Origin of the sequence: Arthrobacter sp. efr-133-R2A-63, from assembly GCF_030209795.1 — a bacterium.
GTDB classification, from domain to species: Bacteria; Actinomycetota; Actinomycetes; order Actinomycetales; family Micrococcaceae; genus Arthrobacter; species Arthrobacter bambusae_A.
This window is the reverse complement of record NZ_JARVRG010000057.1, coordinates 1-20,307: the sequence shown is the minus strand read 5'-3', so window position 1 is coordinate 20,307 and position 20,307 is coordinate 1. Positions and strand designations below refer to the sequence as shown.

Here is a 20,307-nt window from a genome sequence, read left to right as displayed (position 1 = left end):
AAGCAACTGTTCAAGAATAGCCGATCCCTCCCCGGATGCGAAATCGAGAGGCGCCCCTGAGGGAACGGCAGCCTCAGACCAGCGAGTCCTTCCAGGCGCCGTGCAAGCGGGCGAAACGTCCGCCGCCGCCGATGAGCTCGGCCGGCGTGCCGTCCTCCACGATGAGTCCCTCGTGCACCACCAGCACCCGGTCCGCGGTCTCGACAGTGGACAGCCGGTGGGCGATGATGATGGCGGTCCGCTCGGAGTCCGTGCCGGACAACAAGCTGCTCAGGCCGGCCTGCACCAGCCGTTCGGACGGGATATCAAGCGATGATGTCGCCTCGTCGAGGATGAGTACTGCCGGTGCCGCGATGAACGCCCGGGCGAAGCCGATCAATTGCCGTTGCCCGGCTGAGACCCGGCCACCGCGCTTGTTGACGTCGGTGTCGTATCCGTCCGGCAGCGCCGAGATGAAGTCGTGTGCGCCCACTGCCCTCGCAGCTTCTTCAATCTCCGCACGGGTGGCTCCAGGCCGTCCCAAGGCGATGTTGTCCGCGACCGAGCCGCTAAAGAGGAAGGCCTCCTGGGTGACCATCACGACGGCGCGGCGCAGGTCCGCCGTCGAGAGCTCCCTGAGGTCGACGCCGTCGAGGGTCAAGGATCCTTCGGTGACGTCGTAGAAGCGGGCGATGAGCTTGGCGAAGGTCGATTTGCCGGCGCCGGTCTGTCCGACGAGCGCTATGGTCTGTCCGGCGGGAATGTGAAGGTCAAGTTTGGGAACAACCACCTTGCCGTTGCCGTAGCCAAACTCCACGCCGCGGAAGTCGATGTCGCCGCGGGCATGGGGCAAGGGCACGGGGTTCTTGGGCGGCCGGACGGTGGGGACTTCTTCGAGCAGGCCCGAGACCTTCTCCAGCGCAGCCTGGGCGCTCTGGAAGGAGTTGTAGAACATGGCCATCTGGTCCACGGGCTGGAAGAAGCGCTTCGTTGAAAGGATCAGTGCCAGGAGCACGCCCACTGCCAAGTCTCCAGAGAGTACCCGGAAGCCGCCGAACAACAGGACCACTGCCACGCACACGTTGCCGATCAGGACCAGGCCCGGTTGGAAGATGCCATTGAGGTTGATGGAGCGGACCGTGACTTTTCGGTAGTCCTCGGAGAGTTCGGCGTAGCGTTGGGCGTTCTCGGGTTCCTTGCGGAATGCCTTGATGGCCCGGATGCCGGTCATGGTCTCCACAAAGTGCACAATCAGCCTCGCCGATACCACCCGCGATTCGCGGAAGGCGATCTGCGAGTGCTTCTGGTACCAACGGGCCAGGAAGTATGCGGGTACGCCCGTGGCGATCATGAGCAGCCCGCTGCGCCAGTCGAGCGCAAATACCGTAAATGCCGTGAAGAGCATGAACAGGATCCCGGAAGCCAGGGAGCTGACGCCCGAATCGAGGAGTTCACGCAGCGCTTCAAGGTCCGAGGTCTGGCGTGCGATGATCCGGCCCGAGGTGTACTTCTCGTGGAACTCCAGGCTGAGCCGTTGGGTGTGCCGGAAGACCCGCAGCCGAAGATCAAGCAGCATGGATTGGCTCAGCTTCGCCGTGGAAGTCACGTACAGGGCCGTCAACACCGCCGTGGCGACAGCCGCCGTCAGATACAGGACACCGGCTTGGACCACCGGCATGTTGTTCCCGGCGAGCAGCGCGGGCAGTGCGTGGTCAATGCCGAAAGCGATGATTGCAGGCCCGGCCACCCGCGTGGCCTGCGAAAGCACCACCATGCCGAGCGTGAGCCAGAACCGCAACCGCACCGGGCGGATGAGGGACCCCAGCAAGACGACCGACCGCCGTCGTACTGCCTTGCTGTCGCTGCGGCTCAGGTGGGCGTTGTCTTCATTGGCGGTTCCGAACGTGCTCATCGGCGTCCCTCCCCGGCTTGGTCCATGTGCTGTTCCGAATCCAACTCGTGTTCCAGCTCGTCGAGTTCGAGGTCGAGGTCCTTCGGACCAGCGTCGAGGCTCGCGATCACATAGCGGTAGTGTGCGTTGTTGGCCAACAGTTCCGTATGGGTCCCGACGGCGGTGATGCTTCCGTTTTCGAGCAGCGCCACGCGGTCGGCCAGGGCAACGGTCGACGGCCTGTGCGCGACGATCAGCGTGGTGGTGTCCCGGAGAACTTCGCGGAGCCTGGCCGTCACGAGTTCCTCGGTGTTCACATCCAGGGCCGAGAGCGGATCATCCAGCACGAGGATCTTGGGCTTGGCTGCGATGGCCCGGGCAAGCGCGATCCGCTGCCGCTGGCCGCCGGAAAGGCTCAGGCCTTCCTCTCCGATGAGGGTCCCGACGCCGTCGGGCAGCGAATACGCGAAATGCGCCTGTGCGACGTCGAGCGCTTCTTCAAGGGCTTCCTCGGACGTGTCGGGGGCACCGAGCAGCACGTTGTCCCGCACTGAGCTGGAAAACAGGGTGGTGTCCTCGAAGGCGACCGCAACGACGGTCCTCAGCTGCTCGACGCTGAAGTCGCGGACATCCACGCCGTCGATGGTCACTGCCCCTTCGTTCACGTCATAGAGCCGGGGGACCAGCTGGAGCAGGGCGCTCTTTCCGCTGCCGGTAATGCCCACGAGGGCCATGGTTTCGCCGGGCCTGATGTCCAGGGTGATGTCGTGCAGGAGCCGTGAGCCGTCGTCGAAACCGAACGCGGCGCCCTTGAAGCTCAATGCCCCGCGCAGTTCCTTGGGTGTCCTGGGGTTCGCCGGGCTGGTGATCGTATTGGGCGTGTCCATGACCTCGAAGTGGCGGTCGAGAGCGGTCTTTGCGGTCAAGGCCATGGCCAGGAGGGTCCCCGAGAATTCAACCGGTGCCGCCACAACCGCCGCGGTGCCGAAGAACGCTACGAGGGAACCGATGCTGAGTTGGCCCGTGGAGACGAGCAGGACGCCCGCCACGAGCCCGACGCCGAGCGCCAGCTCGGGCAGCAGCGTCACCACCAGCGTGAAGGTGGCTTGGTGCTTGGCCTTGGCGATCTCGGTCTGCCTCAGCTCCTCGGCCTGCTCGTTGAAGTTCTCCAGCGCTTCGCGGCTGCGGCCGAACGCCTTGAGTACGCGGATGCCGTGAACGGACTCCTCAACCGTGGTGGCGAGGTCGCCGGCCTGGTCCTGGCTCAGCCGGGTGACCTGGCTGAAGCGGCGGCGGAAGCGGAAGGAATAGATCATGATGGGCACGGCGGCGGCGAGGAAGATCAAAGCCAGCTGCCAGCTCATCGCGAACATCACCCCGACGCCGATCACCACCGTCAAGGTGGTCACCACCAGCATGATCGCGCCGAACGCCATCCAACGCCGGAGGAAGTTCAAGTCCGTCATGGCGCGGGACAGGAGCTGCCCGGAACCCCACCGGTCGTGGAAGGAAACGGTGAGATCCTGCAGATGCCCGTAGAGGGACACCCGCATCCTCGATTCCACGGTGGTTGCGGGATTGATGACGAACTGCCGCCGCAGCGCCACAAGCCCGGCTTCTGCGATGCCGAGTGCCAGAACCACGGCCGCGGCGATCCAGACGGCGTTGGTGGGGCCGCCGGGGTGGAGGGAACCGTTGATCAGTACCCGCAGCACCTGCGGGATGGCAAGCGCCATGATGCTGGCCAGCAACGCGCTGACCAACCCCATGAAAAGCCTGGGGAGGATCGGTTTGACGTGTGGGTAGAGACGTTTGATCGAGGTGAAGAATGAAGTCTGTTTGGCCATGCCCGCTTCTCAACAGCTTTGTCCCGGCGTTCCGCGCCTTCCCGGCGTGACGCACGGAGGTAGTTTCCTGTAGCAACTACCCTATGTCATCGCGTAACGGGATTCACAGCACCATTGCGTTCCGTGATAGGAGGCATTGGGAACGGCTCCGCGCCGGACATGCCCGGCTTTCGAGTGCTTGCCCGCCCCCGGACATGCCCAGCTTTGAAAGCCAAGGGTGGACATAATGCTGTTATGTCCACCCTTGGCGCGAAGCGTTGCGCATGCTCATTGGTGCCGGGCGGACATGTCCGTCCTTGGCGCGAAGCGTTGCGCATGCTCGGTGGTGGGCGATGGCTAGCGGCGGGCCGTGAGTGTCAGCAGTACCGCCTCAGGCTTGCACGCTATGCGGACCGGGGCGAAGCGTGAGGTGCCGATGCCGCCTGAGACGTTGACCGGCGTCGTGCGTCCGTTGTTTTCCCAGTCGTGCAGGCCCTTGGCGCGCCAGGTGGGGAGATCGCAATTGGCAACCAAGGCGCCGTAACCGGGGATGCAGATCTGGCCGCCGTGGGTGTGTCCGGCGAGGATGAGGTCTGCTGAGTCGTTCGTGAAGTGGTCCAGGACCCGTTGGTAGGGCGCGTGGATCACGGCAACGCGCAGGTGCGGGCGGGAGTCCTGTCCGGCAGTGCCGCGTGGCCAGCCGGCGTAGCGCTCCCGGTTCAGATGGGGGTCGTCGACTCCGGAGAAATCGAAGCGGATCCCGTTGATGGGCAGGGACTGGTGCCTGTTGGTGAGGTCGATCCAGCCGGACATCCCGAATCCCGAACGAAGCCGCGGCCAGTCAAGCTCCACCGGGTTGTTCTTGACGCGCGAGGGTCCGAGGAAGTACGCGGTCGGGTTCTTGAACCGGGGGGCGTAGTAGTCGTTGGAGCCTGGGACAAAGACACCGGGGAACTTCAACAGTGGCCGCAACGCATCCAGCAGCGGCACGACGGCGTGCGGGTGGCTGAGATTGTCACCCGTGTTCACCACGAGGTCAGGTTCAAGCGCAGCGAGCGAACGCAGCCATTCGGCCTTCTTGCGTTGGCTCGGTACGAAATGGATGTCGCTTATGTGCAACACCCGGAGGGGAGCCGAGCCTGCCGGCAGGATGGGAAGGGTTTCCTCCCGGAGGACGAACTGGTTCTTCTCCCAGAGGCCATAGGCAAAGCCCGCTACGCCGGCGGTTGCACCCGCCCCTGCGGCGACGGCAAAGCCGCGTCCGATGCTTCGGACGCGGCTTGCCAGCGATGCAATGACGGGCTTGGAGCCGTTAGCCATTCTTTTTTCCATTGCCGTTTCCGTTGCTGCTCGGCTGGGTGGTCGGAGTCGTGTTCCCCGGAATGGTGTTGTTCGGAGTGGTGTTGCTCGGGGTCGACGTCCGGTACCCGGGTGGATCCGTCAAGTTCGACGGCGGAGCCGGGAACGGATTGGTGCCATAGGCGGGTGCAATCTGGGACATGTAATTGGAGAACTGCGGCCCGGCGAGCATGTAACCGTCAACGCCCTTGTAGAACTTTCCGTTGATGGTGACATTCTGACCTGGCCGTTGCTGGTTGCCAAGCGGATCGCCGAACCATGTCGCGGTCGCAAGGCCAGAGGTGTAACCGACCACCCAGGTGGAGCTGTTGGTGTCATTCGTGCCGGTCTTGGCCGCGACGGGGAACGTAGTCTTGGTGGAGATTCGGGGCTGGATCAGCGAACCGGAACCCTTGTTAAGTACCTCTTGCATCGCAAGGGCCACCCCGTGGGCCACCTCAGGGGTGACTGCGCTCTTGCAGCTCGTGGACTGGGCCGGCAGCTTGGCGCCCGTCTGGTCGGTTACCGAAGTGATGGCGATCGGCTCGCAGTACTGGCCGTTGTTGGCAAACGTGGCGAAGGCGCTGGCCATCGTCAAGGGCGCGGTCTGGGTGGAACCGATCAGGTTACCCAGCGTGGTCATGGGAACCTTGGGATTCGGGTCGCCAGTACTTGCGTTGGGGAGGCCACCGTGGATGCCAACAGCATCGACGATCTTCTGGATGCCGCACAGGTCAACCCTTGCCGCCGTAGCAAATGTGATCGTGTTGATGGAGTTGGCCAACCCATCCTCCACGGTCATAGGTTTGTAGTAGCCGCCTTCGTCGTTCTGAAGATCATAGGTTCCGTTGGTGCTGTCGTACCAACCGACTGTTGGAGCGGGGCAGGTGTTCTTCCACGGGAAGTTCTGCGGGTACCGCCGGACGGTGCCGTCCAGCACGGTGTTCATGGACTTGCCCTCGTTCAACCATTCGGCGAAGGTAAAGGGCTTCATGGTGGAACCGGGCTGGAAACCACCCAAGCCGTTGAGGTCGTTGCCGTTGGCATCGAGCTTGTCCACGTTGAAGTTCTGCTCGGCCTGGAACTTCCCATCAGCCGGTAGCCACACCGTGTTTTGGGCCATGGAAACGATCTTGCCGCTGCCCGGTTGAACCGAAACCAAGGAAGCGCCCCACTTGTCCGGGTTGGCACCAGCGGATGCATCAACCGCGGCTTGGGCGACGTTCTGGGCCTTGGGATCGAGAGTGGTCTGGATGGTGAGGCCGCCGCGTGCGACGCGGTTTTCGCGTTCGTCCGGAGTCGCGCCGTAGGCCGGGTTGTTGTAGAGCAAGTGCAACACGTAGTCGCAGAAATACGGTGCCATAGCCGCGTACGCGCAGCCTTGGCGAGGCTGCGTGACCTTGGTGGTTACCGGCGTCGCGATCGCGGCGTCGTAGTCAGCTTTCTTGATCTTTCCCTGGTCAAGCATGAGGCCCAGCACCAAGTCGCGACGCTGTTTCGCGTGGTCCGGGTTGGTGACCGGGTCGTAGTAGGACGGGCTGTTGACGACGCCGGCCAGCAAGGCGGCCTGCGGCAACGTGAGGTCCTTGGCGCTGGTGCTGAAGAAGAGCCTTGAGGCGGCCTCGATGCCGTAGGCATCCTTGTTGAAGAAGACGATGTTGAGGTAGCCCTCAAGGATCTGCTGCTTGGAGAACTTCTTCTCCAGGGCAATGGCCAGCTTCATTTCCCGGAGCTTGTCGCCGACGCCTTTGTTGACGCCATTGAGCTTGACATCGGCCGACTGGCCCTGGGACACGAGGGATTCGTTAATGACGTTGTTCACGTACTGCTGGGTGATGGTGGAAGCGCCCTGCTTCTGGCCGCGCGCTGTGCTGACAATGGCGCGCATGATGCCGGTGGCGTCGATGCCGCCGTGCTCATAGAAGCGGCTGTCCTCGACCGACACGATCGCGTCCTTGATGAAGGGGCTCATCTGGTCGAGCGAGACCCGTGTGCGGTTCTCAGAGTAGACCGAGGCGATCTGGCTGCCATCCGCGGCCAGGATGGTGGTCGCCTGGCTGGGCGGGTTCACGGTAAGTTCCGCCGGCAGTGTATCGAAGAACTGGATGGACCCACTCGCCGCACTGCCTGAGACGGCGGCCGCGGGGACGAGCAAGCCCGCCACCAGGACACCACAAATAGCGCTCACACCGAGGAATCCGAGGATCTTTCCAAGAGTGGTGGCAGTGTCGAATAGAGGGTTCCTACGAGTCACCATGTTCACCACTTTACCGGCAAGGGCTAGTCTTTCTTTCATGACCAAATGGGAGTACGCGACGATTCCGCTCATCATTCACGCTACAAAGCAGATCCTGGACCAGTGGGGAGAGGACGGCTGGGAGCTCGTCCAGGTTGTCCCCGGACCCGATGGAAACGGACTTGTTGCATACTTGAAGAGGGAGAAGCAGTAACAATGACAACCCCCGCAGAAGCCACAGTTGGCGCGGATTCCACAGCTCCGGCATCCGCCGTCGAGCAGCGCCTTGCCGAACTGGGACTGACCCTGCCGGCTGTAGCCGCTCCAGTGGCCGCCTACGTTCCGGCCATCGTCTCCGGCAACCACGTCTACACTTCCGGACAACTGCCCTTCATTAACGGCAAACTCGAAGCTACGGGCAAAGTCTCCAGCGGCGAGGAAGGCCTTTCGGAAGAGCCCACGGTGTCTCCGGAAGACGCGCAGATGTATGCAGCCGTTTGCGCGGTCAATGCCTTGGCTGCCGTCAAGAGCGTCATCGGAGACCTCGACCGCATCACGCGCATCGTGAAGGTCGTCGGCTTCGTGGCCTCCGATGCCTCCTTCACCGGCCAGCCCGGTGTTATCAATGGTGCATCCGAGCTCCTCGGGCGCGTCTTCGGCGACAAAGGGCAGCACGCGCGTTCCGCCGTCGGCGTTGCAGTCCTTCCGCTCGACTCTCCCGTCGAGGTCGAGTTGATCGCTGAATTCAGCTAAGGAACCGGTTCACTCAATTGCCACAACTTGCCCGACGCCTGTTTGCGTTACCTCCTGAATTAGAAGGGGCAGCACGGAACTGGCTTGAACTCGGCGAACGGGCCCCCCGCGCCGCGCGCTTCGCATCATCTGTTGTCCTGCTCCGCGATTCGCCTACCGGCCTGGAAACGTGGATGGGTTACCGTCCCGGTTCCTCGCCGTTGGGTGTTGTCGCGTTTCCCGGCGGATCGCTGGAACCCAGCGACGACGACGCCCTCGGCTGGCTCGGCCCCTCGCCCCAGCATTGGGCTGACGCGCTGGGAACCGCCGACGTCGGACTTGCCCGCCGCCACGTGGTGGGCGCCATCCGCGAGCTGTTCGAGGAAACCGGCGTGTTGCTGGCCGGTCCCGACTTGTCCTCCACGGTCGAGGCAACCTCGACTCCCGAGTGGATGAAGGCGCGCGAGGCCGTAGCTGCCCAGGACAAGTCGTTCACGGATGTCCTGGCCAAGCGTGGCTTGTCGCTCCGGACGGACTTGCTCAAGCCGCTCGTCAACTGGCTCAGCCCGGACTTTGCGCATCGGCGCTTCAACACGCGATACTTCGCAGCGACTCTTCCTGTGAACCAACAGCCTTCGCTGCTGGCGAGCAAAGGTGTCTGGGGGCGCTGGGTATGCGTTTCCAAACTCATGGCCGATCGCGAGACCACTGAGCTTGGGGACGAAGTCGGCCAGGAAAACACGGTCGGTTTGTCATTGGGCCAATTGCTGGTGCCCGGCTCGGAGATCATTCTCGAAAAGATGGCTGCCGCCCAAGGCTGCATCGCGTACCTCAGCTACAAACGCAAGCCGCATATGTACCAGCCGCGGCTCATTGAAGAGGATGGCGCACTCATGCTCGAAGTCGAAGCCGCCCGCACGGTTTCAGGGGAGCCGCAGCGGGAGCGCTGACGACGACGACCTGCGACGCTGGCGATACGAAAAATGCCTGGCGACTCCGGAATTCCGGAGTCGCCAGGCATTTTCTGTGTCGCTAGAAATTACCGGGAGCGCTGGCGGAGGCGCTGCATGTCCAGTATGACTACCGCGCGGGCTTCCAGGCGGAGCCAACCGCGCTGGACGAACTCGGCGAGGGCCTTGTTGACCGTCTCGCGGGAAGCTCCGACCAACTGGGCCAGTTCTTCCTGGGTGAGTTCGTGGGCCACCAGGACGCCGTCGGTCGCGGGCCGGCCGAAGCGGTCGGCGAGATCCAGCAGGGCCTTGGCGACGCGGCCCGGGACGTCCGAGAACACGAGGTCGGACAGGGAGTCGTTGGTGCGGCGCAGGCGTCGGGCGAGTGCCTGCAGCAACTGCGCGGAAACCTCGGGACGAGTGCGCAGCAGGGCGTTGAGGCTTTCGTTCTTCAGGCCGGCCAGTCGCGTCTCGGAAACGGCCGTAGCCGTTGCGGTGCGCGGGCTCGGGTCGAACAGGGCCATTTCGCCGAAGAGCTCGCCCGGGCCCAGGATGGCCAGCAGGGATTCGCGGCCATCCGGAGAGGTGCGGCCGAGCTTAACCTTGCCGGACACGATGAAGTACAGCTGGTCACCCTGATCTCCCTCGCGGAAGACAGACGCTCCGCGTGAAAGGTCCACCTCTGTGAGTTCGTCCGTCAGTAGACGGAAAGCGTCGTCGTCAAGGGTGGCGAAGAGGGGTGCGCGGCGCAATACCTCGATATCCATGAAATCTCCTGAGTAAAAGTTCGGCTGGGGCGCTTCAGCCATTGTTTCAGAATTTTGTCGCGTCTGTGACGTACTTGGCAGCCGAAACGCCCGAAATCACGCGGAACAGGCCCAAAATCGGGCCCCAACCCTCTGGGACTGCTCCGCTGGGCGGGGGCTTCGCCACCTGGACGACCGCCTGCTTCCGAAGGGAAGCTGTCAGTCTGTGCAACTACAATTGGGGCTTACTCGGCTGTGAGGAGCATTGGTGTTCGGCTTGACCATCTTGGACCTGGCGTTGATTTTGACGCTTCTTTCCTACCTGATCTACGGACTGCGCAACGGCTTCTTCGTGACGCTCGGTGGAATCGCAGGCTTCGCCGTGGGCGCAATGGCTGCCTTTATCGCGGTTCCGCTCGTCGGCGACTGGGTAAAGGACAGCGGTTGGAGGCTGACCGCCATTATCGGCTCGGCTGTGGTGCTCATTGTCCTGGGGCACGGGCTTGGCACCTGGATCGGTCAAAAGGTCCGCAAGGCCGTGCGCATCCAGCCCTTGCACGCACTCGACCGTCTGCTGGGTGGTTTTGTCAGCCTGGTTGTCGCGGCACTGGTCATGTCCCTGTTGGCGTTCAGCATCGGTTCCCTGGGTGTGCCCTTCGTTTCGCAGCAGCTGGCAGGTTCCAAGGTGATCCGCTTCATCGACACCATGACGCCAACGCCCGTCAAGGCAAGCGTCGCGCAACTGCGTTCCACGGTCATGGGCAACGGGATTCCGCAGCTCATCGAGGGCATCGGCCCCGTGGCGCCCGTCCCGATTCCGAACACCAGCACGGACACTCCCGCACTCAACAATGCGGCCCATTCCGTGCTGAAGATTGCCGGTACGGCCTACCAATGCGGTCAAAACCAGACGGGCTCCGGCTTCGTCGTCTCCCCTGGCCGTGTGGTGACCAACGCGCATGTCGTGGCTGGTGTGTCGCAGCCCGTGGTGGAAATCCCCGACGGCGGTGCGTTGCCAGGCCGTGTGGTCTACTTCGACAGCCAGCGCGACCTGGCCGTAGTCGCCGTCGACGGGCTCCCGACGACGCCTCTCCAGTTGAGCGCCGACCTTCCGGCCGGTTCGCCCGCGGCCTTCGCCGGCTACCCCCACGGTGGTCCGTTCCAGTCCAAACCGGCTGCGGTGGAGGGAATCTCGACCCTGCTGGTCCCGGACATCTATGGCAACAACCCGTCCCCGGAACAGGTCTACAAGATTGCGGGAGACGTGCAGCCGGGCAACTCGGGCGGTCCGCTGCTGACGACCCAGGGGCAGGTTGCCGGCGTGGTCTTCGCCAAGACCACTTCGGATGTGGCAGTGGGCTACGCCCTCACCATGGACGAGCTCTCGCCGGTGGCCCAGCAAGCATCATCCCTGAGCGCGGCAGTGTCTTCGGGGCAGTGCACCAAGAAGTAGCCCTGCCCACCAAGGGACATGCTCTGCGTTTGATTTGAGCATTGGACATATTGCGTTTATGTCCAGTGCTGGCCGCGAAGAATGAGCATGTCCCCCGGGATGAGGCGGACATGTCCAGCCTTGGGCGTGAAGAGTGGGTATGTCCGGAGGGGACGTGGGGATACAGGGTGCCCCCCAAGCAACCCCGCTCCGTTCGAGGGACTAGACCGCGGTGGCGAGGTAGTCGATGGCCAGCTTGTAGCCCTGAACTCCTGCGCCGACGATCACCGCCGAGCACACCGGGGACAGGTAGGAGTGGTGCCGGAATTCCTCGCGCTGGTGCACGTTGGTGATGTGGACCTCGACGGCGGGAAGCTGCACTGCCGCAAGCGCGTCCCGCAGTGCCACGGAAGTGTGCGTGTATGCTCCCGCGTTGATGACGATCCCGACGGCGGTTCCGCGTGCGCCGTGGATGGCGTCCAGGAGGTCGCCCTCGTGGTTTGACTGGACGCAGTCCACGGTGAAGCCGTTGGCCTCCGCGGCTGCCATGGCGAGCTGTTCGACGTCGGCCAACGTGGAGGTGCCGTACTTTTCCGGCTCGCGCGTGCCCAGCAGGTTCAGGTTGGGGCCGTTCAGGACGAGGATGGTGCCGCGACCGGCTGCGGTGGCGGTGGGAGCTTCAGTCATAACTCCCAATCTATAGGTGCGCCGAGGCTGCTTGGCGTTTCTTACGCCGCCGGGCTTGCGCCGCCGGGCTTGCGCCGCCGGGCTTGCGCCGCCGGGCTTACGCCGCCGGGCTTGCGCCGCCGGGCTTGCGCCGCCCGGCTTACGCCGCCGGGTTTACGCCGCCCGGCTGCGTCCCTCCCATATGCAGCGTAAGAAACACCAAACAGCAACTACACAGCCGTGATCCGGAGCAGCAGCGCGTGTTCCGGATTCAGGACCGGCATGGGAAGCCCCACCTCAGCAAGGAAGCGGCCACTTGCCTCAGCCCCGGACGGCAGCCATGCCGGCGGCCGCACCTGGGTGAACGTGCGGGCATAGTCGGCGTCGCCGGGGGCCGGGAAAATGGCCTGAACCATGTAGGAACGCTCGGGATCGAGGCCCGGAATGGCCACGCGCCCGGGTTGTTCGGCAAACGACGTCCGGGTGCTGACGACGGCGAACAGCGCGGAGCCGCCGTCGTCGGAGACCACACCGTGCACCATCAGCGAGTCGTCCGGGACGTCCGCACGCACCATCCGCCCGCTGTGGACGAGCCCGCGGTGCTCCTTGTACAGGCGGATGAAGCGCTTGAGTTCCTCGCGTTGGGCTCCCTGGACCTGCCGGACATCCCATTCCATGCCGAAATGCCCGAACATCGCAGTGATGGCGCGGAAGGAGAGATCGTGCGTCCGGGCCGTGGTGTGCGAGGTGGTGGGTCCGATGTGCCCGCCCACCAGTTCCGGCGGAACCACGACGCCGGTCCAGCGCTGGATGGTCTGCCTCTCGAGGGCGTCGTTGCAGTCCGATCCCCAGATCCGGTCGGTCCGCTCAAGGATGCCGAGGTCCACCCGGGCACCGCCGGAAGAGCAGCTTTCGATTTCGACGCCGGGGTGGGCTTTGCGGAGCTCGTCGAAGAGCCGGTAGGCGGCCAGGGTTTGCCCATGTACGGAGGCCCGCCCTGCATGGCCGTGCTCGCTGAGGTCCCGGTTCTGGTCCCATTTGAGGTACTTGATGTTGTTTTCCCGAAGGAGCGCGTCGATCCGGTCGAAGACGTATCGCCAGGCTGCGGGGTTGACGAGGTCGATAATGTGCTGGTGCCGCCATTCCAGGGGAAGGCGGCCGCCGTCCTTGTGGGAGAGGGCTGCGGGGCCCACGATCCAGTCGGGGTGCGATCGTGCAACATCGGAATCCAGGTTGATCATTTCCGGTTCCACCCAGAGTCCGAACTCCATGCCGTGCGAATTCACGGCCTCGATGAGCGGCGTCAGCCCATCTGGCCAAAGGGTTCGGTCAACGTACCAGTCGCCCAGGCCCGCATGGTCGTCGCGGCGGCCGCGGAACCAGCCGTCGTCGAGCACGAAGCGCTCAACGCCCAGTTCCGCCGCGGACTCCGCGAGCTCCAGCAGGGTGTCCAGCCGGTGGTCGAAGTACACGGCCTCCCAGGTGTTGAGGACCACGGGGCGGGGCTTGCCGGCGGGGAGCCCCGTGGAAGCCGCGGGAACGACATGATGCGGGCGGGACCGGAACCAGCCGTAGAAAGCTTCGCTGATGCCGTCCAGTCCGCGGTCCGAGTAGGCGGCAAATAGTGCAGGCGTGGTGTAGCTTTCGCCGGGCTGGAGCACTATTTCGGCCGGGCCCAGGAGCTCGGAACCGCCGATCATGGTGCGGCCATCGGCCACAGTGTCGGCGAATTGTTCGTGGTTGCCGCTCCATGCCAAGTGCGTGGCCCAGACCTTCCCGTGGCGGTTCCCGAATCCGGCAGTACCCGCCGCGAAAAGCAGCGAGGAATCGTGCCCAGTGCGGCCGTGGCGTCCCGTGCGCACCCACGTCCCTTGTTGGACGGGCCGGCGCTGCGGGTGCCGCTCGCGGCACCAGCGGCCGGTGAGGTCCAGGAGTTCGACGGCGTCCGGCCCCACCGGGAGGACGGTGGCCAGTTCGTCGAGCTGGAAAGGGGACGTGCCGTCGTTGACGGCTGTGTGGCGCAGTTCGAGAAGGCCTCCCGGGTGAAGGGTGAGGCTGGACGTCACGGTGATTCCGGCGTCGGGATCCTGCTGGACAATCACTGCAGCGGCGGCCGCGGCAGTGGCGACGGCGGAGCTGCTGTCAATCTGTACGTCCACCACGCGAAGCCGGAGCGAAAAGTCCAGTCCGGGGACGCCGTCGGCGATTCGCTGGCCGCGCAGGCCCGGGCGGCCTTGCCATGCTGAGGAAGCTTGGGGGAGGAGCGCGGCCGGGACAGTCACGTCGATGGCGGAGTGGGGGATGGGTCCGCCCAGGATGGCGAGGTCGGGGAGCGTGCTGCCGAGATCGGCACCCCAGTGGATGACTTCAGCCTCTCCGTTATCGAAACTGAGCACCAGGCTTGTGCCGGCGGAACGGAGGTGGAGCGGGTCCATGGGCTGTTCGCTTTCAGGGAGTCGTGTGTCGCGATGGAGGGGATGGAGAGCCCGGACGCCGCCGTCAAAGGAGTAAAAGCGGCGGCGCCCGGACTGCTTGCGGGGCTGCGGCGTTGCAGATCAGGATAGCGGGAGCCCGGCCGCTGATGGGCTCCCGCCCGGGGACTATTTCGAGAAGAGGGCGTTGACTTGGTCGTTCGCAGCTGAAAGGGAGCTTGCCGGTGCCTTGCCTGCGATGACGGCGTCCATGGCGGGCTTCATGATGCCCGCTACCTTGGCGGCGTTGTCCGTGATGGGAAGCAGGAAGGTGGACTTGTCCTTCACGTGCTGCGTGAAGGCGGTGACGTCGATACCCTTTGCCTTGAAGGCTGCCGCGGCCTTGTCGGTTGAGGACTTGATCGCGGGGAAGACAACGGCCTTGCCGGCTACGACGTCCTGGCAGGCAGAGGAGCCGAGGTACTCGACCCACTTGATGGAGGCGTCCTTCTTCTTGGTCCCGGCCCAGATGGAGTCGGCCAGGCCGTTGAACATGGAGGCGCTCTTGCCGTCAACTCCCGTGGGGGTGGGGGCGATGCCGAGGTCGATGCCCTTGTAGCCCTTGTATTGGCCGATCATCCAGTCGCCGTTGGCGTTGATGGCGGCCTTGCCGGCGCCGAAGGCGTCGGGTGCGTTGGCGCCGACCGTGGTTTCGAGCTTGGGCATGTAGCCCTTCTGGGCAAGGGAAGCCCACCAAGCGATGGTGTCCTGGACGCGCTTGTCGTCGTAGTTGAAGTGCGAGCCCCAAGGGGTCTTGTCCGTGGCGCTCCAGCCCGTGGTGGCTGAGAGGAAGCTCCACTGAGTCTGTCCGGCGTTTTCGGCATCGGAGCCCGGCAGGCCAAGTCCATACACCGCGACGTTGTTCTTGTCGAAGCCCGGTTCGTCGCCGCGCTTGCCGTTCTTGTCGACGGTGAGGTGGGCGATGGCCTTCTCATAGCTTCCGCCGTCCTGCGGGTTCCAGGTCAGGGAGGCCATCTGCTCAGGCGAGAGACCGGCGTCGGCGGCCATCTTCTTGTTGTAGAAGAGGCCAACGGTGTCCCAGTCCTTCGGAAGGCCGTAACGCTTGCCATCTTGGCCCACCCAGAGGTCCGCAAGGCCTGCGTTGTACTGGGTGAGGTCCACCTTGTCGTTGGACACTGCGTCATCGAGCGCGACGAGCTGTTTGGTCTTGATGAAGTCCGGGTACTTGGAAAGGTGGTCGGTGAAAACGTCGGGGGCGGTGCCGGATGCCATACCGTTGGTGATCTTGCCCCAGTAGTCATCCCAGCCCGTCTGGGTGATCTTGACGGTGATGTCCGGGTTGGTCTTGTGGAAGTCGTCTGCGCACTGCTGGTAGGCGGGAAGCTGGTTGGAGTCCCAGAGCCAGTAGCTGATCTCTCCCTTGGCGGAGTCGGCGCTGCTGGCTCCTCCGCTCCCGCAAGCGGAGAGGGCGAGGGTGGCCACAGCGGCAGCGGCGACGGCGCCGAGTACTTTCTTTTTCATGATGGGTCCTTTCGGGTGGGGAAGGGCGGGCGCACGGCATGGGCCGGCCCCTGGTGGAGAGGTGATGGCGGGAAGGATTACTTGGTGCCGCTGAAGCCGATCGAGTTGACGATCTTCTTGCCGAAGATCGAGAACAGGATGAGCACTGGAAGGGCGGAGACGAGGGTCGCGGCCATGAGGCCGGACCAGTCCGGTGCGCCTTGCGGGGACTGTGATTTGAAGACGCCCAGTCCCACCGTGAGCACTCGCGATTCCTCGGAGGTCCCGACCAGGAGGGGCCAGAAATATTCGTTCCACTGGCCCATGAACGTGAGCAGGGCGAGTGTCGCGATGGGTGCGGCGGCGTTGGGCATGACGATTTGGAAGAAGATCCGCCAGTGCTTCGCGCCGTCGAGCATCGCGGCTTCCTCCACCTCCCGGGACATGTTGAGGAAGAACTGCCGCATGAAGAAAATCGCGAAGGGGGTCATGAACAGATAAGGCAGGACCAATCCGAGCATTGAGTTGAGGAGGCCGAGGTTTTTCACGAGGAGGAAGTTCGGCAGCGCCGTGAAGATCGGCGGGACCAGCATGGTGCCGAGGAAAAGGGTGAAGACGCCGTCGCGGCCCTTCCAACGCAACCGTGCGAAGGCATAGGCGGCCATTGAGCTGAAGAATACGGCGCCCGCGGTGGTGATGCTTGAGAACAGCAGTGAGTTCAACAGATATTGCCAAAAGTTGATGGAGGCCCCGGAGCCGCCCTCGGCGATGGCTTCGGAAGCGGTCTGGAGGCCGAAGACGCGCTTGAAGGCACCAAGGCTGAAATCGGCGGGGAGGAGGCTTGCCGAGTTGGACGCAAGCGAGCCGTTGGTGGAGAAGGCCGTGCGGAGAACCCAGTAAAAGGGCAGCACGCTCACGGCAATGGCGATGGCAAGCAGCACCCAGGCGCTTGTGCGGCGCCAGTTGAACGGACGACGGCGGGCGGCTGCCTTGGGGGAGGAAAGGGTGGTCATGTTGTGTCCTTAGTCCAGGTCCGACTGGTTGCCGCGGAGGAACTTCATCTGGATGAAGGCCACGATTGCCAGGATGAGGAAGAGGATCACGGCGAGGGCCGAGCCATATCCGAAGTCTTGCTCGTTGAAGGCGCGCTGGTAGATGTAGTACTGCAGCACGCGGGTTGCGTTGACGGGGCCGCCCTGGGTGGTGACGGCAACGGTGTCAAAGACCTGGAAGGAACCGATGACGGTCACCACGAGCACCAGGACCAGAACGGGCCGCAGCAGCGGGAGGGTGATCCGCCGGAAGGTGCTGAACGCCTTGGACCCGTCGATGCTGGCGGCTTCGTACACCGTGTTGGGGATGGCTTGCAGTCCGGCGAAGATCAGCAGCGCGGTGTAACCCATATGGCGCCAGGTATTGATGAGCGCCTGCGTGGGGATGGCCCATTCCTCACTGCCGAAGAAGGCAACGCGGGGCAGTCCGAACCACTCGATGAACTGGTTCACGATGCCGATCTGGTAGTCGAGCATCCAGAACCACAGAAGCGCGGCGATGACGTTCGCCATGAGGTACGGAAGCAGGAGCGCCCCGCGGATGAGGGTTGACTTGGCGACCCGGTGCATGAGGATTGCGAGGCCGAGGGCCAGGAGCGTCTGGAGCACGATATTGATGACGACGTATTCCGACGTGACCCCGAGTGCATTCCAGAAAAGAGGGTCCTTCGCGATCTGTTGGTAGTTCTTGACGCCGATCCATTCGGGGTCGCCGAGGATGCTGTACTCGGTGAAGCTCAGGTAGATGCCACGGATGGTCGGCACCAGGTAGAAGAGCAGGAAGCCGACCATCGCCGGGGCGATGAACAGGAGTGCGATCTTGAGGTCCCCGATGCCGCGGAAGCCTGCAGCGGGCTTTCCCCTTTTATGCGGTTTCCGTGATTTCCGCGAGTTCCCGGGTTTTCCGGAAGCCGAAAGCTCCGGATCAGGATGTTTGGTGAGGGTGGTCATCTTCGACCCTTCGTGAGTGTGACATGGCTAACATCTGCCCTGAATCTACACGAGTAGATCTGAAGTGGTCAAGCAAGTGTGTGAAGTTTTGTTCGAATATTTTGGATTTATTGCGTTTTGTTGACTCGAGTAGATCCCAGTGATTCACTGGCCTGAGTCACTCGTCGAGCCCCTCCCGGCGCGGCGGGGGCATTCTGAAGCCACCTACATGAATCGAAGGGCTAACAATGACGTTTTCTATGGGAGTAGTAGGCCTTGGCCAGTTCGGCGGCCAATTTGCCCACCTCTTCAAGCTCCACCCCGGGGTTTCCGCGGTCTACGCCGTGGACGAACTCCCCGAACGGGCGTCGAAAGCTGTGGAACAGCTGGGGCTGGACGGCACCATGGCAAGTTTCGACGAATTGCTGGCCTCCGACGTCGACGCCGTCGCCATCTTCACGCAGCGCTGGACGCACGGGCCGTTGGTGATCAAGGCGCTGCGCGCCGGAAAACACGTCTATTCGGCTGTTCCGATGGCAATCTCCGAGGAGCAGATCGCCGGAATCATCGAAGCCGTGCGTGAGACCAAGCTTGTCTACGCCATGGGAGAGACCAGCTTCTACAACCCCGCCACCGTCTATGCCCGCAAGCAGCACGCCGCCGGCAAGTTCGGCCGCATCTTCTACACCGAAGGCGATTACGTCCACGACATGGACCTGGGCTTCTACGAGGCCTACCAGTACAGCGGCGGCGAAAACTGGAAAGCAACCGCCAGCTACCCGCCCATGCTGTACCCCACCCACGCGATCGGCGGCGTACTGGGCGCCATGCCGGGCCACGCCGTGAGCGTCAGCTGCATCGGCGTCAAGGACGATCGCGGCGACGGCGTCTTCGACAAGGGCGTCAGCATGTTCGACAATGACTTCTCCAACGCCACGGCGCTTTTCGAAATGAACGACGGCGGCGCGATGCGCACCAACGAGATGCGCCGCGTGGGCTACCCCTCGCATATCCGCGAATCGCGCTTCCGCTTCTTCGGCACCGAGGCAAGCTTGGAGCAGCTGGCCACCACGACGTTGTGGCAGGACAAGGAGGGGGTACTCGACATCTCGGACCAGGTGGAGACCAAGCCGAGCATGTCGCCCGATGACCCCTCGTTGGCGGACGTCGCCCCCGAACTTCGCGGCGCTTTCATCTCCGGCCTCGCTCCGGTGCACGACGCCGCCAGGCTGCCCGTTGAATTCGAGGGAGCTCCGAACGGGCACGAAGGCAGTCATCAGTTCCTGGTGGACGACTTCGTCACGGCCGTGAACAAGCGAAGCCTTCCGCCTGTCAACGCGTGGGTGGCGGCCCGCTACACGCTCCCCGGCGTCGTGGCGCACGAATCGGCGCTCCGCGGCGGCGAACGGCTCCCCATCCGCGATTTCGGAGATGCTCCGGAGGCTTTGTAGCTAGCATGATCCAATGACTACTTCGGCAGTGCACACCCCGCGCGGACCGGTGACGCGCAAGGACGTGGCCCGGTACGCCGGGGTGAGCACCGCCGTCGTGAGCTATGTGGTGAACGGCGGCCCCAAGAAGGTGGCGCCCGCGACGGAAGCGAAAGTCCAGGAGGCCATCCGGATCCTGGGATACCGGCCGAATGCCGCCGCACGCGCGCTCAAAATGGGGTCCAGCCAAACCTTGGGCCTCGTGATCCCCGATTCCAGCAACCCGTTCTGGGCGCTGTTGGGACATGCGGTGGAAGTAGCTGCCGCCGGGCGCGGATATGCCTTGTTGCTGACGAATTCCGACAACCAGCTGGACTCAGAACGCCGCCACATCCGCAACCTCGCCGCCCGGCAGGTTGATGGAGTGGTCCTGGCCAGCGTCATGTTTGAACCCGACTTCGTGGAGCTTGTTGACGCGGAAATCCCCTCGGTCCTGCTGAACCACGCCTCGATCGCTCCTGGATTCAACAGCGTAGGCGTGGACCTTGAAGCCGGAGCCCGCCTGGCGGTGGAACATTTGATCGGCCACGGCCACGCCAACATCGGACTCGCCATGGGGATCACGGCGGACGACGAGGCCGACGGGCGCGAGCAGGGTTGGCGGCGGGCGCTCGAAGCTGCCGGGCTCCCTGTCGGGCCGCTGGCACGTGGCGGGTTCGACCGGCCCGGGGGCTACGCTGCTGGACAACGCCTCCTGGCCGCGGACAAACGTCCTACGGCGATCTTCGCCAGCTCCGATATGCAGGCAATCGGGGTTCTGCGGGCAATCCGCGAGGCCGGGCTGTCCGTTCCCGACGATATTGCCGTGGCGTCCTTCGACGGTTCGGTGGAGGCCGAGTACAGCTGGCCGGCCCTGACCACTGTGGAGCAGCCGGTATGGGACATGGCGGAGGCCGCCGTGTCTGCGCTGGTGGGCGAGAACCGCAACGAACCACCGCAGCACAGGGTCTTCCCCACGCAGTTGCGGATCCGGCAATCGTGCGGGTGCCCGTAGCCGGTTCCCAGCCCAACTGAGTCGCAGTTGTTGTCGTTTTGAGGGCTCATAACGACAACAACTGCGAGCTGATATGTGGGTCTGGTTGTCAAGAGGCATGGATGAGCGGCTCC

General features: G+C 63.9%; 16 protein-coding genes. 6 read left to right on the top strand and 10 right to left on the bottom strand.

The genetic code is table 11. The features are described 5' to 3' along the window. Positions 1-73: 73 nt before the first annotated feature. The 4 genes from QRN45_RS20755 to QRN45_RS20740 all read right to left on the bottom strand — a co-directional run bounded on the left by QRN45_RS20755 (position 74) and on the right by QRN45_RS20740 (position 7,330). Positions 74-1,891 carry an ABC transporter ATP-binding protein gene (locus QRN45_RS20755; protein WP_284764545.1) on the bottom strand — a complete coding sequence of 606 codons (1,818 nt, stop codon included), beginning with the start codon at positions 1,889-1,891 and terminating at the stop codon, positions 74-76. Continuing rightward, positions 1,888-3,717 carry an ABC transporter ATP-binding protein gene (locus tag QRN45_RS20750; RefSeq protein ID WP_284764544.1) on the bottom strand — a complete coding sequence of 610 codons (1,830 nt, stop codon included), beginning with the start codon at positions 3,715-3,717 and terminating at the stop codon, positions 1,888-1,890. The genes QRN45_RS20755 and QRN45_RS20750 overlap by 4 nt, the downstream gene beginning before the upstream one ends. A 336-nt stretch (positions 3,718-4,053) precedes the next feature. Beyond that, the gene (locus tag QRN45_RS20745) at positions 4,054-5,016 is read right to left on the bottom strand and encodes a metallophosphoesterase (RefSeq protein WP_078107619.1); all 963 of its coding nucleotides are present in this window, start codon (positions 5,014-5,016) and stop codon (positions 4,054-4,056) included. Then, positions 5,009-7,330 (bottom strand): transglycosylase domain-containing protein, encoded by a 2,322-nt coding sequence (locus QRN45_RS20740; protein WP_284764543.1) that lies wholly within the window; start codon positions 7,328-7,330, stop codon positions 5,009-5,011. The genes QRN45_RS20745 and QRN45_RS20740 overlap by 8 nt, the downstream gene beginning before the upstream one ends. Between QRN45_RS20740 and sp36 the strand changes: the two genes are divergently transcribed. From sp36 to QRN45_RS20725, 3 genes are read left to right on the top strand one after another with little or no spacing between them, the layout of a single operon-like run. Then, positions 7,329-7,484, top strand: coding sequence for a Sp36 family protein (sp36, locus tag QRN45_RS20735; protein ID WP_009359196.1), 156 nt, complete (start codon positions 7,329-7,331; stop codon positions 7,482-7,484). The genes QRN45_RS20740 and sp36 overlap by 2 nt on opposite strands. A gap of 2 nt (positions 7,485-7,486) precedes the next feature. Further along, complete coding sequence (locus QRN45_RS20730) at positions 7,487-8,023, top strand: RidA family protein (RefSeq protein ID WP_236812779.1); 537 nt, start codon at positions 7,487-7,489, stop codon at positions 8,021-8,023. A 17-nt stretch (positions 8,024-8,040) separates the two neighbouring features. Then, entirely contained in the window at positions 8,041-8,952 is a 912-nt protein-coding gene (locus QRN45_RS20725) for an NUDIX hydrolase (protein WP_264636941.1), read from the top strand. Positions 8,953-9,041: 89 nt separating this feature from the next. Here QRN45_RS20725 and QRN45_RS20720 read toward each other — a convergent pair whose 3' ends face one another. Further along, the gene (locus QRN45_RS20720; protein WP_011775987.1) at positions 9,042-9,719 is read right to left on the bottom strand and encodes a Crp/Fnr family transcriptional regulator; all 678 of its coding nucleotides are present in this window, start codon (positions 9,717-9,719) and stop codon (positions 9,042-9,044) included. A gap of 247 nt (positions 9,720-9,966) precedes the next feature. On the opposite strand from QRN45_RS20720, the gene QRN45_RS20715 reads away from it, so the two are divergent. Next, positions 9,967-11,151, top strand: coding sequence for a MarP family serine protease (locus QRN45_RS20715; protein WP_284764542.1), 1,185 nt, complete (start codon positions 9,967-9,969; stop codon positions 11,149-11,151). A 201-nt stretch (positions 11,152-11,352) separates the two neighbouring features. Here QRN45_RS20715 and aroQ read toward each other — a convergent pair whose 3' ends face one another. The 5 genes from aroQ to QRN45_RS20690 all read right to left on the bottom strand — a co-directional run bounded on the left by aroQ (position 11,353) and on the right by QRN45_RS20690 (position 17,731). Continuing rightward, the gene (aroQ, locus tag QRN45_RS20710; RefSeq protein WP_241710392.1) at positions 11,353-11,817 is read right to left on the bottom strand and encodes a type II 3-dehydroquinate dehydratase; all 465 of its coding nucleotides are present in this window, start codon (positions 11,815-11,817) and stop codon (positions 11,353-11,355) included. 209 nt (positions 11,818-12,026) lie between these two features. Then, the gene (locus QRN45_RS20705; RefSeq protein WP_284764541.1) at positions 12,027-14,231 is read right to left on the bottom strand and encodes an alpha-galactosidase; all 2,205 of its coding nucleotides are present in this window, start codon (positions 14,229-14,231) and stop codon (positions 12,027-12,029) included. A 165-nt stretch (positions 14,232-14,396) separates the two neighbouring features. Continuing rightward, complete coding sequence (locus QRN45_RS20700; RefSeq protein ID WP_284764539.1) at positions 14,397-15,749, bottom strand: ABC transporter substrate-binding protein; 1,353 nt, start codon at positions 15,747-15,749, stop codon at positions 14,397-14,399. A 77-nt stretch (positions 15,750-15,826) separates the two neighbouring features. Beyond that, positions 15,827-16,741: a carbohydrate ABC transporter permease gene (locus tag QRN45_RS20695; protein ID WP_264636937.1), complete on the bottom strand. Its 915-nt coding sequence runs from the start codon at positions 16,739-16,741 to the stop codon at positions 15,827-15,829. Positions 16,742-16,750: 9 nt separating this feature from the next. Further along, positions 16,751-17,731, bottom strand: a complete 981-nt coding sequence (locus QRN45_RS20690) for a carbohydrate ABC transporter permease (protein WP_502870739.1) — start codon at positions 17,729-17,731, stop codon at positions 16,751-16,753. Between the two features lie 227 nt (positions 17,732-17,958). On the opposite strand from QRN45_RS20690, the gene QRN45_RS20685 reads away from it, so the two are divergent. Beyond that, a complete protein-coding gene (locus QRN45_RS20685; RefSeq protein WP_284764535.1) occupies positions 17,959-19,161 on the top strand; it encodes a Gfo/Idh/MocA family protein in 1,203 nt (400 codons plus the stop codon). 13 nt (positions 19,162-19,174) lie between these two features. Beyond that, entirely contained in the window at positions 19,175-20,194 is a 1,020-nt protein-coding gene (locus tag QRN45_RS20680; protein ID WP_284764532.1) for a LacI family DNA-binding transcriptional regulator, read from the top strand. The last annotated feature ends 113 nt before the right edge of the window (positions 20,195-20,307 follow it).